Annotated in this window: 11 protein-coding genes; 7 read left to right on the top strand and 4 right to left on the bottom strand. The window is 59.4% G+C overall.

Annotated features, from left to right (window positions below; all coding sequences use genetic code 11):
* The first annotated feature begins 204 nt into the window (after positions 1 to 204).
* Positions 205 to 1,488, top strand: coding sequence for a hypothetical protein (locus tag F8G81_RS15690; protein WP_267275616.1), 1,284 nt, complete (start codon positions 205 to 207; stop codon positions 1,486 to 1,488).
* Positions 1,489 to 1,590: 102 nt separating this feature from the next.
* Here the strand turns inward: F8G81_RS15690 and F8G81_RS15695 are convergent, their stop codons facing one another.
* Both F8G81_RS15695 and F8G81_RS15700 read right to left on the bottom strand, forming a co-directional pair.
* Positions 1,591 to 2,031, bottom strand: coding sequence for a hypothetical protein (locus F8G81_RS15695; RefSeq protein WP_267275617.1), 441 nt, complete (start codon positions 2,029 to 2,031; stop codon positions 1,591 to 1,593).
* A gap of 165 nt (positions 2,032 to 2,196) precedes the next feature.
* Positions 2,197 to 2,925 carry a hypothetical protein gene (locus F8G81_RS15700; RefSeq protein WP_267275618.1) on the bottom strand — a complete coding sequence of 243 codons (729 nt, stop codon included), beginning with the start codon at positions 2,923 to 2,925 and terminating at the stop codon, positions 2,197 to 2,199.
* 226 nt (positions 2,926 to 3,151) lie between these two features.
* On the opposite strand from F8G81_RS15700, the gene F8G81_RS15705 reads away from it, so the two are divergent.
* From F8G81_RS15705 to F8G81_RS15725, 5 genes are all read left to right on the top strand, one after another.
* Complete coding sequence (locus tag F8G81_RS15705; protein WP_267275619.1) at positions 3,152 to 6,277, top strand: chitobiase/beta-hexosaminidase C-terminal domain-containing protein; 3,126 nt, start codon at positions 3,152 to 3,154, stop codon at positions 6,275 to 6,277.
* Positions 6,278 to 6,796: 519 nt separating this feature from the next.
* Entirely contained in the window at positions 6,797 to 9,130 is a 2,334-nt protein-coding gene (locus tag F8G81_RS15710; RefSeq protein ID WP_416377059.1) for a GH25 family lysozyme, read from the top strand.
* A gap of 204 nt (positions 9,131 to 9,334) precedes the next feature.
* Entirely contained in the window at positions 9,335 to 10,996 is a 1,662-nt protein-coding gene (locus F8G81_RS15715; protein ID WP_267275620.1) for a DUF2142 domain-containing protein, read from the top strand.
* Positions 10,989 to 11,483: a GtrA family protein gene (locus F8G81_RS15720; protein ID WP_267275621.1), complete on the top strand. Its 495-nt coding sequence runs from the start codon at positions 10,989 to 10,991 to the stop codon at positions 11,481 to 11,483. The genes F8G81_RS15715 and F8G81_RS15720 overlap by 8 nt, the downstream gene beginning before the upstream one ends.
* Positions 11,484 to 11,529: 46 nt before the next feature.
* Positions 11,530 to 12,453 (top strand): glycosyltransferase family 2 protein, encoded by a 924-nt coding sequence (locus F8G81_RS15725; RefSeq protein WP_267275622.1) that lies wholly within the window; start codon positions 11,530 to 11,532, stop codon positions 12,451 to 12,453.
* Positions 12,454 to 12,545: 92 nt separating this feature from the next.
* On the opposite strand, the gene F8G81_RS15730 is transcribed toward F8G81_RS15725, so the two are convergent.
* Together F8G81_RS15730 and rfbB are read right to left on the bottom strand one after the other, a co-directional pair.
* Positions 12,546 to 13,955 (bottom strand): bifunctional dTDP-4-dehydrorhamnose 3,5-epimerase family protein/NAD(P)-dependent oxidoreductase, encoded by a 1,410-nt coding sequence (locus F8G81_RS15730; RefSeq protein WP_267279250.1) that lies wholly within the window; start codon positions 13,953 to 13,955, stop codon positions 12,546 to 12,548.
* Positions 13,952 to 14,950 (bottom strand): dTDP-glucose 4,6-dehydratase, encoded by a 999-nt coding sequence (rfbB, locus tag F8G81_RS15735; RefSeq protein WP_267275623.1) that lies wholly within the window; start codon positions 14,948 to 14,950, stop codon positions 13,952 to 13,954. The genes F8G81_RS15730 and rfbB overlap by 4 nt, the downstream gene beginning before the upstream one ends.
* Before the next feature lie 57 nt (positions 14,951 to 15,007).
* On the opposite strand from rfbB, the gene rfbA reads away from it, so the two are divergent.
* Positions 15,008 to 15,877, top strand: coding sequence for a glucose-1-phosphate thymidylyltransferase RfbA (gene rfbA, locus F8G81_RS15740; RefSeq protein WP_267275624.1), 870 nt, complete (start codon positions 15,008 to 15,010; stop codon positions 15,875 to 15,877).
* Position 15,878 lies beyond the last annotated feature (1 nt).

The raw sequence follows: 15,878 nt of genomic DNA on the forward strand, positions 1-15,878 counted from the left end.
TTATCACCAATTTCCCCCGGAAGGTCTGCCTGCATGGTCTAATGAAGCATATTTGACGTACTGGTCGCGCACCTTGGATTTTGATCCTGACGAGAAGGACCACGGTCCACCGGGAGCGCCGGCATAGGGAGCTATCTAGCCATGGCGTTCAGCGTTGCAACAGCCAGGGTCGACATCACGCCGACTCTCAGCACGAATCCTTACATGGCCGGCTACGGAACGGTTGACGGAGGACGGATTGCGACCAGCAGCACGCCGTACCAGCCCTTATATGCGCGGGCGATCGTTCTCTGGGAAGATACGTACCCCCACCTCATATTGAGCGCGGACGTGCTTGCGTTCCCCCGTGCGATGCACCAGAGAATCCGTGCCCGCGTTCTGGCCCTCGCCGGCTGGCACAGCAGCGAGATCCTCATGCAGGCAACGCATACCCACAACGGTCCCGCCCTCATCGACACGCTCCAGCCTCACATTTCGTATGGCCTGTCCGACCTCACGCTGATCAAAAGCTACTGTGCCGCGCTGGAGGACAAGATTGTCTCTCTCGTCCAGACAGCCCTGGCGGCTCCACGGACACCCGTCACCCTTGACTACAAAGTTGCAAGCCAGAATTTTGCGGCCAACAGGGTTGGATTGCCATACACCGAGACTGCCGTTCCGATCCTTGTGGCCCGGCGCAGCAATGGGGTTCCGCGCGCTGTTATTTTCAGTTACGCCTGCCATCCGGTGAGCGCCGGATGGCGCACGCTGTTCGACGGCGACTTTCCAGCCGCGGCATGCAACTACCTGGAAGCTCAAACCGCAGGCTGCTTCGCCCTCTTCCTTCAGGGGGCATCTGGGGATCAGGATCCGCTTGGAGCCCGGGGCTGGGCCTTGCGGGACCAGCAAGGGAACGCTTTGGGCGCTGCTGTGAATTCGGCAATGTCCGGCCCAGGGCGAACGATAGCCGGCCCCCTGCTGACCTATTACCAGGAAGTACAACTCCCCCTCGACATCACTCTGACCCCGGCAAATCTCGTCGGCGTCCGTGCTGCGTTCGTTGCAAGGCTTGGCAATCCTGAAGGGCAGCCAAGCTGGTACCAAAGACATGCGCAGGGAATGATCGCAAGGATCGATAGCAACAACCTCCCCACCTCAATCCCTTCGCCTTTTCAAGTTTGGAAGCTCCAGGGCAACCCCCAATTGAAGATCGCAATGATTGGCGGGGAGCTAGTCAGCGGTTATGGTGCCTACTTCCGAGCCGGGCATGGCGGCGCGAACGGCATCATAGTTGGCGGCTATGCCAATGAATCCTGCTGTTACATTCCCAGCAATGAGTTCTTTCCCCCCTACATGCCCTACGGGAGCTATGAGGGCGGATGGGATCCCGACCACCCCGGCATTGCTGGCGGGTCGATGGCTGTCTACGGGCATCTGGCCCATTTCAAGGGCGGAAGCAATGGGGTGGAAGACACAGTGATCAACACTATGAATGCCATGCTGGGCTAGTCCTGACATCACCGCGTTATGGCTCGAGGGCCAACGCTAGCCGGCCACCCTTAATTTCGAGAGTTGCCTCCCTGCGCAGGGATGTTCAGGGCGCAGGGATGTTCAGGCTTTTTGGAGCCACCGTTCCAGCAGGATAGCTTGCGGTGCCATAGGGGCAAACGCCAGCGCACCCCTGATGACTGGAACTCCGATCTCCGGCAAACGCGCCTCCAACTCCCGGGGGTTCGTACGAGTGGACGCCTTCAAAATCCGCAGGAACAGTGCAGACTTATCGTCCGCCGGCGCTCCGGCCGCAAGTGCCACTTGCACGGCCGATTCCTCCTCTGGAGTGAGGATATGCGGAGTTCCACCCACATAGGCGACGTCGCACGTCGCTATCCGCATATACCTCGTCGACGCCCATACCTCGTCCAGGCTGGAGAGTATGCCAATCTTCTGCCCGTCCACGTCAGAGCAGTCGAACTGATATCGGACGATTGGCTCTGGCTTTTCCGGCGGGGTGCCTTTCGCAGCCTCAGTCCGGTCCGCTGCCGGCGGATCCACCGGTCCGGAATTTTGATAGTTCGCTGTCGAACAGCTACTCAGCACAAAAGTGGTGAGAGCCAACTGAACGACGGTTCGCCTGCGGATATCCACAGTGGAGCCCCCAACTTCTTTGGGATGCTCCCCAGCTCCGCATGCAATTCCGATTCGGCCGTTCAGGCCGAGTTAGTCAATTTTCTCCCAAATCCCACATTTGTCACTAGTAAGGACTACTCGATTTTCCAGGGTCAGTTCCACCTGCTCCGACAAGCTGCCGTTCTGATCGATAACGGACCCATCTGCTCCCGCAACAGCCCAGGTGCATTCCCCTTCAGGAGCCGTCATCTTCTTCTCCAGGCGATACTTTCCCGGTTCCATCGAGTCCCCCACGACGTGCCGACCGTCACCTATCCGGGTTCCGTTGGCCCACCCCTGGATGATCTTCCCTTGCGGGCCATCGGGACAAATCCGCGCGGCCGCGAGCAGAATTTCCTTTGGGCGCTCAGCAAAGCCGCCTGGAGCTGTTTCGTCGCTGACACGGGTACAGAGTTCGACGGCGGTCAAATAGGCTTCGAGCCCGTCCGAAGCGTTAGTGCTTCCTGAATTCGCGATCTCGATGGCAGCGGCTTCGTCGGGCGTGGGCTGGAAGGGTTGGGGACCCACGTAGGTGACGTCGCACGATTCCATCCGCAGATAGTTGCTTGCCGCCCAGACCTCTTCAAGGCTCGAGAGCTGTACATCCGGCGAGTTATCGAGACTGGTGCAAAAGAAAGCCAGCCGCTGGTCCTGCTCCCTTGGACTCCCACCAGTCGTTGTAGCCGGCGCCGGCGCACTTTCGGGCTGGACGGATGGCGGGCTCACGGAGCAACCAATGAGGAGAACCGCCAACGTCCCTATCAACAAGAACTTTTTCACGCTGGCCTCCTGTTCCATCATCGACCGACGTCGCTGCAGGGTCAACAAGCCGGCTGATCAGTATCGCTGGGAACCGAATACCGGGTGCCTGTCCGAAAAGACTTCCGATGGGGCGCCGGGGCCTGGTGAGGAACAGGAACACTCGGATCCCACGCCGCCGTGTGGAGGTAGATATGAGTACTACTACTTGTTCACTTAGCCTCCCAGCCGGTTTAGCATTCAGCTCATGAAGGAATACCGCTCCCGGAGCGGCGTCGGATGGGGACATCGACGGCATCGGATTACGGCATCTATTGCTTCGGTTGGCATCGCGGCGGCGGTACTGACCGGGGTGTTCTTTTCTGCACCGGCGACGGCAGACCAGACGCGCCACACCCTGGCTGTTGGTCTGACCGCTCCGGCGGGATCGGTTCAGGATCCAGCCGGCAGAATCTGGATATCTGATGCCAAGGCAGGCTTTTGTCGCGTCCTTGAAGCCTCGGGCAGCACGGCCGGCAGGATCGAGCATCCACTGACAGCAACGGATCCGGCCGCAAAGACCTGCCTCGGCGGCAACTTGCCGGAGCATGCAAAAGGTCCGGCGCTGGCAGCGAGTCCAGCTTTGCTCGACCCGACACCCAACTCCCCGGGAAGCGGAGACGAACTCGCGTTCATTCCGGACGCTGCGCCAGGTAGTGCCGAACTGATTCGCGCCAAGTGGAATCCGGCCACGGGCAAGTTCGAATACCTCAACCAGCTCACTGTCTTTGACGGCGATCTGAGGCCGAATGCTGCGAGCGCGGGCCCTGACAACAACATTTACCTCTCTTTCTCGAGGGCGCGGTCGATTGTTAAGATCACCAGGCCGTCAGGGAACCAACCAAGTATCGAATCGATAGCTTCGGTCAACTCGGCCGCCTTGGGGCTGTCCGCTGCCAGTTTCAATAGCCAGGGAAGAGTCACCGTTTTTGTGGCCGAGACCACAGGACTGACTACTTTTACAGCTCCCCCGGACGGAAGCCTGACTGACTACGTTCCCTTTGCCTCCTACAACGTTGGGAAGCCAACAAGAGTCCATTTCGACAGTGCTACCAAGATGCTCTACACGGGAACTGCCGGAGGCACATCTGCGGCAAACGCAGGCATCGACACAGTTGCCCGTATCAACCTGCAGACGGGGGTCGTTGAATCACAATGGGCGCTTGGCTTCAGTATGGTGGGCGGCCTCGGCATGAAAGCCGGAAAACTCCTGGTCATGGACGACTCAGGCCAGTTGGACGCGAGCAAGCCGGCAGGACAAGGAAAGCTCTACCTCTTGTCCAATACGGCGGCCCAGATCCTGACAGGCCCCACGGCGGCAGATGGCACGCAGGCGGCAGACCCCGGGTTCACCAACGATCCGACGCCAACCTTCACGGTAGGAACTGTTCCGGCAGGTAGCCAGATGGAATGCAGCCTAACGGCAGCAGGCCAGATTCCCGCGTGGCAGGACTGCACTTCCGGAAGTTATACCCCTTCCTCAGCCAAGGCGGATGGCTCCTATTCCTTCGCTGTTCGTCCCATTCCGGGCGTCGCCGCGACGCGTGAGTTCCGGATCGACACGGTTCCTCCTGGCGTACCAGCCATTACCGCCCCAACCGCAGCCCAGGTCGTCACGGGCAATCCCATACTCACGGCCACATTCGAAACCGGAAGTTCACTGCGTTGCTCTGTGGATTCAACGGCGGACTCCAGCTTCCTGGCATGCGCCTCAGGCCAGCCGTTCGCTTTGACGAAAGAAGGGCCAGCAACCCTTCGTGTGAAGGCTGTTGACCAGGCTGGAAACGTCAGCGCGGCTGCCTCTGTCAATGTCACCGTCGACCTTACGCCCCCGGTTGTCACCATCACGGAGCCTGCCGAAGGTGCCACCGTTACAGATTCGGTTTCCGTGCAGTTCTCGTCGACATCAGCCGACGTTTCAGGGTTCAGGTGCCGTCTGGATGGCAGCGCCCTGTCAGCCTGCACTTCTCCAAAGGGCTATAGCGGTCTCGGGAACGGTCAGCACCAGGTCGACGTCGAGGTGTCGGACGCGGCCGGAAACAAGACCATAGCGACCCGCAAGTTCACAGTTCAGGCCGCCGACACCGTTCCGCCTGTGGTGACGGCCTCGCCGCAGGCCGGAACCTACGGCCCGGGTACCACCATTACCCTGTCGTCGAACGAGCCTGCGTCGATTTACTACTCAACTGACGGATCAACGCCGACGGCGGCCGGCACGCGGTATACAGAGCCCATCGCTCTCGGCACGTCGATGACGATCAAGTATCTGGGGGTTGACTCGGCATTGAATGCCTCTGGCGTTGGGCAGCAGACCTATGTCCTTGACGCGACACCACCTGAGGTGGTCGTCTCGCCGGCTGCGGGTACCTACCCAACCGGGCAGCAGATCACACTGACTGCCAATGAGGCCTCAACGATCTACTACACAACGAATGGTTCTACGCCATCGACCGGCAGCACGAAGTACACAACCCCCATTACCCTGTCTGGTGCCATCACGCTGAAATACCTGGCGGTTGATGCCTCCAACAACGCGTCACCGGTGGGAACCCAGGCGTATACGGTTATTCCTCCCGTTTCCGGACTTTGGAAGGACTACAACAGCGACGCCAAGGCCGATGTCATCGCCCGGGACAGCGGGGGTAGCCTCTGGATTTACCCCGGCACTGGGTCAGGCGGCTTCCTTGCCCGCATCCAGACGGGCACTGGCTGGAACGCAATGTCGGCCATAGTACCCACTCCGGACTTCAACGGTGACGGGCGCAGTGACGTGCTGGCCCGGGATACCAGCGGCGCTTTGTGGCTGTACGGCGGCAACGGCACAGGTGGCTGGCAGCCCAGGGTCAAGAACGGTGAAGGGTGGAACGGGATGTCCGTGATTCTCTCGCCGGGTGACTTTGATGGCAATGGCAAGGCAGACGTCCTGGCGCGGGACGATGGCGGCGCCCTTTGGCTTTATCCGGGAAACGGCGCTGGAGGTTTCCTGAGCCGGGTTCAGGTAGGCAGCGCATGGAACGTTATGAGCTTCATTTTCAGTCCGGGCGACTTTAATGGCGACGGCTTTAACGATGTACTGGCGCGGGAATCCGGAGGAAACCTTTATCTTTACGCGGGCAATGGAAGCGGTGGCTGGCTCGCGCGGCAACAAGTGGGTAACGGATGGAACGCTATGAGCGCCATCCTGGGTCCCGGAGACTTCAGCGGCGACGGAAAACCTGACGTTTTGGCACGCGATTCAGCCGGGCGGCTCTGGCTCTACCCCGGGAATGGTTCGGCGGGATGGCTGCCCAGGAGCCAAATCGGTTCAGGCTGGAATGGCTACCTGATCCCTTAGCCGGATATAGAATACGCGCGTTTACGCCTGTAAGTCGAAGCACAGACTGCTGGCCGGCGCGCGTTTTCGTACTGGTGCAGAAGTGATAACAGTGTCGCATCTTTCACATTGGCAACAATAGAATCACTGGTTTCACTGGTTACTCCGGTGCTAGGGTGAGCGCATTAAGTCTCGATAACCCAGTTCAGTCTCCCCTTTGTGGGGTTCACTGAAACTGCAACCCTGACGTTGCGCTTTGGGTAGCGCCTCATTGTCACCGGAGCCAATATGACGCGGAACCACTCGATCAGACATCGTCCCCTTCTGCGGGTTCTGGGGACGGCCGCTTTGGCCGTGTCCCTCGTGACAGGACCTGGTCTGGCAGGGACTGCGCTCGCCGTCGTGCCCAGCCCGACACCAACAGCCCCCACGGCCCCCACGGCGGATCCGGGTCCTGCGCCCTCCTCATCAGTCCCGTCGGCATCCGCGCCGGCGACAATCCCTTCGGCACTGCCGAAGGAGCAGCCAACGGCTGCTCCCATGTCAACACCCACGAAGGAATCGATGGCTGAAGCTGTCGGGCAGGGCGGAGCGGAGATGGGTCAACGCTCCGCCAGGGTGACCGCGTCCGATCCCTCTGGCTCCTCGAGAAAACTCACCACAGAATCCCTGGCAACCGAAGGTACCTGGATGCCCACCTTTGGTGTCCAGGGACTGGACGTAAGCGGCCACCAGCCCAGCGTGGACTGGCAGCAGCAGTGGAATATGGGCGCGAGATTTGCCTATGTCAAAGCTACAGAAGGAAGCTACTTCACCAACGACTACTTCAACTCCCAGTATCAGGGATCGCGCAACGTCGGGATGATCCGCGGCGCCTACCACTTTGCAATCCCGAACGGTTCCTCCGCTTCGGACCAGGCCCGCTTCTTCGTGCAGAACGGCGGCGGATGGTCCGCAGACGGTTACACGATGCCTCCGGTACTCGACTTTGAGTTCAACCCCTATGCGGGCAGAACCATCAACGGGTTCTACTTCGGCAACACCTGCTATGACATGTCGCCAACACAACTGGCCTCCTGGGTCCGCGAATTCGGCAGCACCATGCTGTCGATGACAGGCCGCCTGCCGGTGATCTACACCAACACAAACTGGTGGAAGGAGTGCCTCGGCGATCCTCCCGGCTTCGGCGACTACCCGCTATGGGTGGCAGCCTACCCCGCGGCGCCAACCAATAATGCCGGCGCCATTCCCTCAAGCTGGAGCACCTACAGCATCTGGCAATACAGCAGCACCGGGCCGTTCGCCGGCGATTCGAATGTCTGGAACGGCAGTATGGCCCAACTGAGGGAATTCGCTGCCATTAGTGACTCCTGGCCAAGCGGACCCTCAATAAAGTCCGACGCCGATGTTCTCGCCGCTGACGCATCAGGCAATCTGTTGAACTATGTCTCGAATGGCGCGGGCGGGCTCCGCGCACCACGAACCATCGGCACGGGCTGGACTAATCTGAGGTCTGCCACGACCACCGACTGGGACGGCGACGGTGTCCGCGACATCTTTTCGCAATGGAATAACGGGGACCTCCTCGTATACAGGGGGCTACCCGCTGGGGGGTTCTCGTCCCCAATTCGGGTTGGCCAGGGCTTTCAGGAAAACGTCATCACTCTCGGCATCTGGCGGATCGCCGACGCCCGTCCCGGGGTCATGGCACGGAGACCTACGGGTGAACTTCTCTACTACCCGAGATCCGGTGATGGATTGCAGGCCGGCCTCGTTGCAGGGACTGGCTGGGGAAACATCAACATCACGATGCTGGACTTCGATGGCGACGGCAAGCAGGACATCCTGGCCCAAACCGGTGCTGGTGAAATGAAGCTCTATCGCTCAAACGGCGCCGGCGCCTTCATTGCCGAGTCGCGGGCGGTGGTGGGAACCGGCTGGAAGGCCATCACTGCGGTTTCACTGAGCAGCGGCTTCACGGGAAATGGATCGCGCGGTCTCGTCGTACGCCGCGACGGAGGAGCATTGCAGTATTTCCCGTTCGGACAAGGATCCTGGGGACAGGCCTCTAACATCGGCTCAGGATGGGACCCCCTGCTGATCCTTGGCTCCGGTGACCAGACAGGGCCTCTTCCATGGGCTACGCCTGCTGACACGATGGGCATCACACCTGAGGGAAAGCTGCTTCTGTACCCAGCCGACGGCGGCACGCTCCTGTCAGGGCGGACGGCCGGTACCGGGTGGACAAACGTTCAAGCCATATTCAGCACCGACTGGGACATGGACGGGAAGCTGGACCTGCTGGCCCAATGGAAGAACGGCAGCGTCACCCTTTATAAGGGATCGGCAGGAGGAGGATACTCGGCCCCCGTCGGACTGGCCACGGGCTTCCAGGACAAGACTCTGACGGTAGGCCCCTGGAACAGCAGGGATCAAAGACCTGCCATAGTCGCAAAATCAGGGAATGGCGACCTCTTGCTGTACGCCCGCGGGAGTGCGGATGCACTGAAGGCCGCAGTTCCCATTGGCTGGGGCTGGAGCGGGCTCGACATCACCATGTTCGACTTTGACGGCGACGGCAACCAAGACCTAATTGCCCGAAACTCCAACGGGCAACTGCTCCTCTACCGCACGGATGGAGCCTCCAACTTTCTGAACGAGAACAGGAGGCAAGTGGGCAGCGGTTGGGATGCCGTGGACGCCGCCACCTCTACTCTGGGGTTCCAGGGTGGGGGCACCGCCGGTCTTACGGTCAGGTTCAAGGACGGCACCCTTGCCTACTATCCTGTTGTCAGCGGCGCGTGGCGGTCACCCGTCACCATCGGTGTCGGCTGGACGCCTTTGACTATTGCCGGATCTGCACGCTGGCCCTGATTTGAAGCGCTCCCTCCTCCGTGGGCGCCTCAATCCGGTCACCTCCAGCCGGTAAGAGTGCCATTGAACCAGGCCATGGGCAGCGGGAGCGGCACGGAACCGGGTAGCTTCGGACGCATTCCTTCTGCTGTAGAATTGCACACCGGGTGAGTTCACTCAGGAGCCTTTCGGCTCAAAGACATCAACAAACAGGAGGCTTCTTCAGTGATCTCTGCCCGGATAACCCGTTTCCGCGCGGCCCAAGGCAGATCCTGGTTTTTGCCATCTTTCCTGCTCTTGCTCTTCTTGAGCTGGTCGTGGGCCTTCGCTTCGCCCATTGCATCTGTCCCGGATGAGCCGGCCCATATCACCAAAGCCGCGGCCGTCGCCCGCGGCCAATTGGGTGGCATTCAAATCGGTACCGATGGGCCGCTGCTGGCCGTGGAGGTTCCGCGTTACATCCGACACGTAGACGCCATGTCGTGTTTCGCGAGGGACCTGACCAGCACGCCGACCTGTGCCCCTCGCGTCGACGGAGACCTTAACGATACGGTCCAGGCACTTACCACTGCGGGACTATATAACCCCATCTACTATGCAATAGTCGGATTGCCGTCGCTCGCCACGTCAGGATTCCCTGCAGTCTATGTAATGCGTTTCGTCAGCGCCCTCTTGAGCTGTTTCTTTCTCGCGGCGGCATTCGGTGCGGTGAGCCAATTACGTCGCAATAAGTGGGCACTTATTACTCTGTCGGCTGCGATTACCCCAATGATCTTATTTCTCAATGGGTCCGTTAACCCGAACAGCCTCGAATACGCGACAACCGCTGCCATAGCTGCGAATCTGCTCCTGCTTCTGGAAAAGTCCTCATCGGGGAGGCTGCCAATTCTGCCAATAGCAATCACCACGGCCGCCGCCTCGTTGCTTGCTAATACGAAGGCACTTTCCATGCTTTGGCTGCTAATAGTTGTGTTAGCCGTTATTCTTACGGCGACAGCGGTCCAACTGAAACATTTAGTCAAGACCCCGGCAGTCCTCGCCGGTGCCGGAATCATTGCCCTCGCGTGCGCGTTCGCTGTTCGGTGGATCATCCGGCATGACAGCCTCAGCAGCAAACCCTTTGAGGGCGCCGGCATGGAGCCCGCTGACGGTGCAGAAATAATGCTCGATAAAGTCTTCAACCACATGATCGGATGGATCGGTCAATTCGGTTGGTTGGAACTCGATGCCCCCCTTGGTGTCCTCGCCTTGTGGATGGCGATCATTTTCGTTGTCACTCTCTCTGTCCTGTTGTTTACCCGGGGACGGGCCCGCATCGCCGCCCTGCTGTTGGCGCTCAGCCTGATTGCTCTTCCCATAGTGCTTCAGGCCCAGATCATTTCCGAGCAGGGAATCATCTGGCAGGGGCGATACATCCTGGCCATCTTCGTTCCGTTTATGCTCTTCGCCGGCGTGGCGCTGGACAGGTCACTTACAGGTACTATCCCGGCGCCGGGCCGTCGGGCCCTCAACACCGTTGTCAACATCGCCATATTTGCGCAAATATTCACGTTTGTATGGGTTCTCCGCCGGTACACCACTGGCCTTTCACTCGACATTCGCTGGGCTGAAATGCTTGAAGCCCCCAAATGGCAGCCGCCTCTTGGAATCGTCGCAGTGGTGGTTATTTTCTCCGCGACGTCGGTCATTGCCGCGGCCCTTCTGAAGCGTCACATTAATAGCACTGATGACCTGCCAGTTGCCCGTGGCAACACTGAGCCAGCCACGGATAACACTGAGTCACTCGAGGGCAATCCTGAGCCAGTCGCGGGTACCGCTGAGCCAGTCGCAGCAACAAGACGGCGTCTGCGCGTATCACGTGGACAGGACGACCTAAACCATGCATAACCATCAACAGGACAGAACCGTTGCACAGCCAAAGACGACCCACCCCCTGCGGCTGGCCGTCAATCACAGTGCCTTCAGATACCTGTTTTTCGGTGGCCTGTCATTTCTGGTCGATTTTGGTCTGCTTGTTCTCTTCCGGGAGGTCTTCCAGTGGAACCTCTCTGTGGCCGCTGCCACCGCGTTTCTGCTCAGCTTCGCCTTCAGCTACACAGTCCAGAAACTCTTTGCCTTTGACTCAGCCCACCGAACACACGTCAGCCTCGGCCGCTATACCCTCCTGGTAGGCGCCAACACGGTCGCAACCGTCATCATCGTGCAACTTTTGTCCCTTACCGGCCTGGGTTATGGCGGCGCAAAGGTGGTTTCCACTGCGGCGACCACTGTATGGAACTATTTCCTCTACAAGCATTGGGTATTCGGAGGCAAGCAGCCAACGGGGGACCATGTCGAGGAAGACAACCGAAAGGATCCCATCAACAATGTATAACGGCGCCCGAATCGCTGCAGTCGTTCCTGCTTACAAAGAGGAGAGAATGATCGGGCAAGTCATTGAAACCATGCCCGACTATGTAGACCACATTGTCATCGTTGACGATTGCAGCCCGGATAACACTTCCCGTGCTGTTCGTGCGATGGCGGACCCAAGAGTGGAGCTCATTCGCCATGACGTCAACCAGGGCGTCGGAGGTGCCATCATTACCGGTCACCGAAAAGCCATGGAGCTCGGCGCCGATGTAAATGTCGTCATGGCCGGCGATGCCCAGATGGATCCAGCGTACCTTCCGGATCTCCTGGAGAAGGTAGTGGACGACGGCTACGGATTCGCCAAGGCGAACAGGTTTTTTTCAGCAGGCTCTTTCTCGGGGATGCCCCGTTACCGTATTTTTGGCAACATCCTCCTGTCTTTCATGACCAAACTTGCCTCGGGTTACTGGCATCTTTTTGATCCGCAAAACGGTTATACAGCCGTACGCACGGAGATTCTGCAGCGTTTGCCGTTGGAGACCATTTCCAAGCGCTACAGCTTCGAGAACGACATGCTCCTGAACCTGAACATCCTGCAGGTTCCCGCCATCGATGTTCCCATCCCCGCGGTGTACGGCGAGGAAGTGTCCAGCATCAGGCTGAGCAAGGTTGTGCCGGAGCTGCTGCATATGCTGGGTACCGGGTTCTGGAAGCGGATTTGGTACCGGTATGTCCTGTGGTCCTTCTCCCCTGTTGCACTCATGCTTTTCCTGGGAATGGCTTTGTTTGGAGTGGGAGCCGTCATCAGCATTTGGGTCTGCTTCCAGATTCTTTCCAGCACAGTGGCAACAGCGGCAACTGTGATGCTCGCCGCTTTGCCGTTGATGCTCGGAACTCAACTGCTGATTAGTGCGCTGCAGCTCGACATACAAGCCAGCCCCTCTGCGCCAAGTCTCCCCCACATTCGAAAGCACGGCAGGACAAGCCGCTAAGCGAAAGGAGGCCCGGGCTGATTCAGCCCGGGCCTCCTTTTTTATGCCGTTCCCACGCCTTGACTGGAAGGAACTCGCGCAACTGCCGCCCGCTACCTGGCGTTCTCCAGGTAGCCTTTCAGCCTGGTAACAGCCAGTTCAGGGCGGAATCCGGTGTCGGTGATCTTGGTGAGGTCCAGCACGCTGTTCAGGGGCCTGGGGGCTGCCGACTTTCCACGAAAATATTCGGATGTAGAGACGCCGGAGACGCTGCCCCGCGGGCGCCCGGAAAGTTCGAAAACGTCAGCGGCAATGTCAGCCCATGACTGGGGCTCGCCGTCGTTAGTCAGGTTATAGGTACCAAACGGTGCCCCGACGTCCAAAAGGTGCTTGATCCCTGCCGCAAGATCTTCCGAGAAGGTCAGGCGGCCAATCTGGTCGTTGACGACGGCGGGTGAAACGCCTTTGTCGGCAAGGGACGCCATGGTGCGGACAAAGTTCGGGCCGTCACCTATGACCCAGCTGGTCCGGATGATGTAATGCCGGGGAACCACACTGACGGCGGCGTCCCCCGCAGCCTTGGTCTGTGCATAGACTCCCAGCGGAGTCGGGCCCTCGGTCTCATCATGTGATGGACGTGAACCGTCAAAGACGTAGTCGCTGGAGACCTGCACCATCACCAAACCGTTGGCAACGGCGACCTTTGCCAGTTCGGCAACGGCTGTAACGTTGAGGGCCCACGCAGCCTGGCGGCCTTCCTCGGTCTCCGCGGCGTCAACTGCGGTAAACGCCGCAGCGTTGATGATGGTGGAATACTTGCGCCAGTTGCGGCTGCCAAACGAAGCAGGATCGAGGAGGTCAAAGGTGTTTCGGTCAGTGAACTCCACACTGGAATCGCCCGCGTATGCCGTACGAAGTGCCTTCCCAAGCTGACCGTCTGCCCCCAGCACAAGCGTTTTCTTGGGAGCCATCGGAGTGACCCCTGCCAGCCGGGGGTGCGCCATGTCCTTCTCGGACACTTCAGCCTGCTCAAGCGGGATCGGCCATGCGATGCCCACGGTTTCGTCAGCGAGGTTCACGAAGGTGTACTCGGCATCGGCCGACCAGTGGTCATTTACCAGGTACACGTACGACGTGTTGTCCTCAAGCGTCTGGTAGGAATTTGCGACGCCACGGGGAATGAAGATCGCTTTTCCGGCATCCAGCTCGGCCGTAAACACAGAGCCGAACGTGGGTCCTTCACGGAGATCCACCCAGGCGCCGAAAATGCGGCCAGTGGCAACGGACACAAATTTGTCCCACGGTTCAGCGTGTATGCCCCGGGTGGTGCCGGCCTTGTCGTTATATGAAATGTTGTTCTGGACAGGGCTGAAGTCGGGCAACCCGAGCGCCATCATCTTCTCCCGCTGCCAGTTCTCCTTGAACCAGCCACGGTTGTCACCGTGTACCGGGAGATCGAAAAGCAGCATGCCGGGAATGGGCGTTTCCGTGGCTGCGAGCTTCTTTTGGAACTCCATGCCTATTGGCCCTGCACTTTGTATTTTGCTTCGGTGGCGGCCTTCTGCGGACGCCACCAGTCCTCGTTGTTCCGGTACCAGGCAATGGTGTCCTCAATGCCGGCGTCGAAGTTGGAGAACTGCGGCTCCCAGCCAAGCTCATTCCGGAGCTTGGTGGAGTCAATCGCGTAACGCAGGTCGTGGCCGGGACGGTCCACGACGTGATCGTAGGCGTCAGTGGACTGACCCATGTGCTTGAGGATCAGTTCCACAACGTCCTTGTTGTTCTTCTCTCCGTCGGCTCCGATGAGGTAGGTCTCACCGATCTTGCCGTTGGCGATGATTGCCAGAACCGCCGACGAGTGGTCGTTGGCATGGATCCAGTCCCGGACGTTCTCCCCCTTGCCATACAGTTTCGGGCGAATACCGTCGATCACGTTGGTGATTTGGCGCGGGATGAACTTCTCCACGTGCTGGTAGGGACCGTAATTATTCGAGCAGTTGCTGATGGTCGCCTGCAGCCCGAAGGAACGCACCCAGGCACGGACCAGCAGATCCGAGCCGGCCTTCGTGGATGAGTAGGGGCTGGACGGGTTGTACGGCGTGTTTTCCGTAAACCGTTCCGGGTCATCGAGCTCCAGGTCGCCGTAGACCTCGTCCGTGGAGATGTGGTGGAAGCGCTTGTTGTGTTTACGGGCCGCTTCAATAAGGGTGTACGTGCCAATGATGTTGGTGTCCAGGAAAGGACGCGGGTCATGCAGGGAGTTGTCATTGTGCGATTCAGCAGCATAGTGAACAACGACGTCATGAGCTGCGACCAGCTCGTCCACGAGGGGCTGGTCACAGATATCGCCCTTGACGAACTGGAACCGCTCGGCCGGAAGGTTCGCCAGCGACTCCTGGTTGCCTGCGTACGTCATCTTGTCGAGGACTGTCACGTGATTGTCCGTTGAGGACAGGACGTAGTGGACAAAATTGGAGCCAATGAAGCCGGCGCCGCCGGTTACTAAAAGTCGCTGCATAGTTTCAAAGGTTACCGGATTTGGATGATGCGCGAGTCAGCAGGAAAGATGTACCGTATGCGCGGAATCATTCTGGCCGGCGGTACCGGCTCACGGCTCCATCCGATTACCCTTGGCGTCAGCAAGCAGCTGATGCCGGTCTTCGACAAGCCGATGATCTACTACCCGCTTTCCACCCTGATCCTGGCCGGCATCCGGGACATCCTGATTATCACCACTCCCCATGACGCCGAGCAGTTTCAGCGCCTGCTGGGAGACGGCTCGCAGTTCGGCATCAGCTTGAGCTATCTGCAGCAGCCGTCCCCGGATGGGCTGGCCCAGGCGTTCATCCTGGGAGCTGAGCACATTGGCAATGAGCCGGTGGCACTGGTCCTCGGCGACAACATCTTTTACGGACACGGCATGGGAACCCAGCTTCGCCGTTTTGAGGACATCGACGGCGGTGCGGTCTTTGGCTATTGGGTTGCCGACCCGAAGTCCTACGGTGTGGTGGAATTCGACGCCAGCGGCAAGGCCATCTCCCTGGAGGAGAAGCCCGCGAAACCCAAGAGCCACTACGCCGTTCCCGGGCTGTATTTCTACGACAACGACGTCGTTGACATCGCACGGAACCTCAAGCCGTCGCCCCGGGGCGAGCTGGAGATCACGGACGTCAACCGGACGTATCTGGACAAAGGAAAGCTTCAGGTTGAGATTCTTCCCCGCGGGACGGCGTGGCTGGACACGGGAACTTTTAACGATCTGAACGATGCGTCCAATTTTGTCCGCACAACAGAGAACCGCCAGGGCCTGAAGATCGGCGCCCCCGAGGAGATCGCCTGGCGCTTGGGCTTCCTTAGCGACGACGACCTCCGCCAGCGCGCCGAGCCCCTGCTCAAGAGTGGCTACGGAACCTACCTGCTGGGACTCCTGGAAAACGGTCGTTGAA

This window comes from Arthrobacter sp. CDRTa11, assembly GCF_026427775.1.
GTDB lineage: Bacteria > Actinomycetota > Actinomycetes > Actinomycetales > Micrococcaceae > Arthrobacter.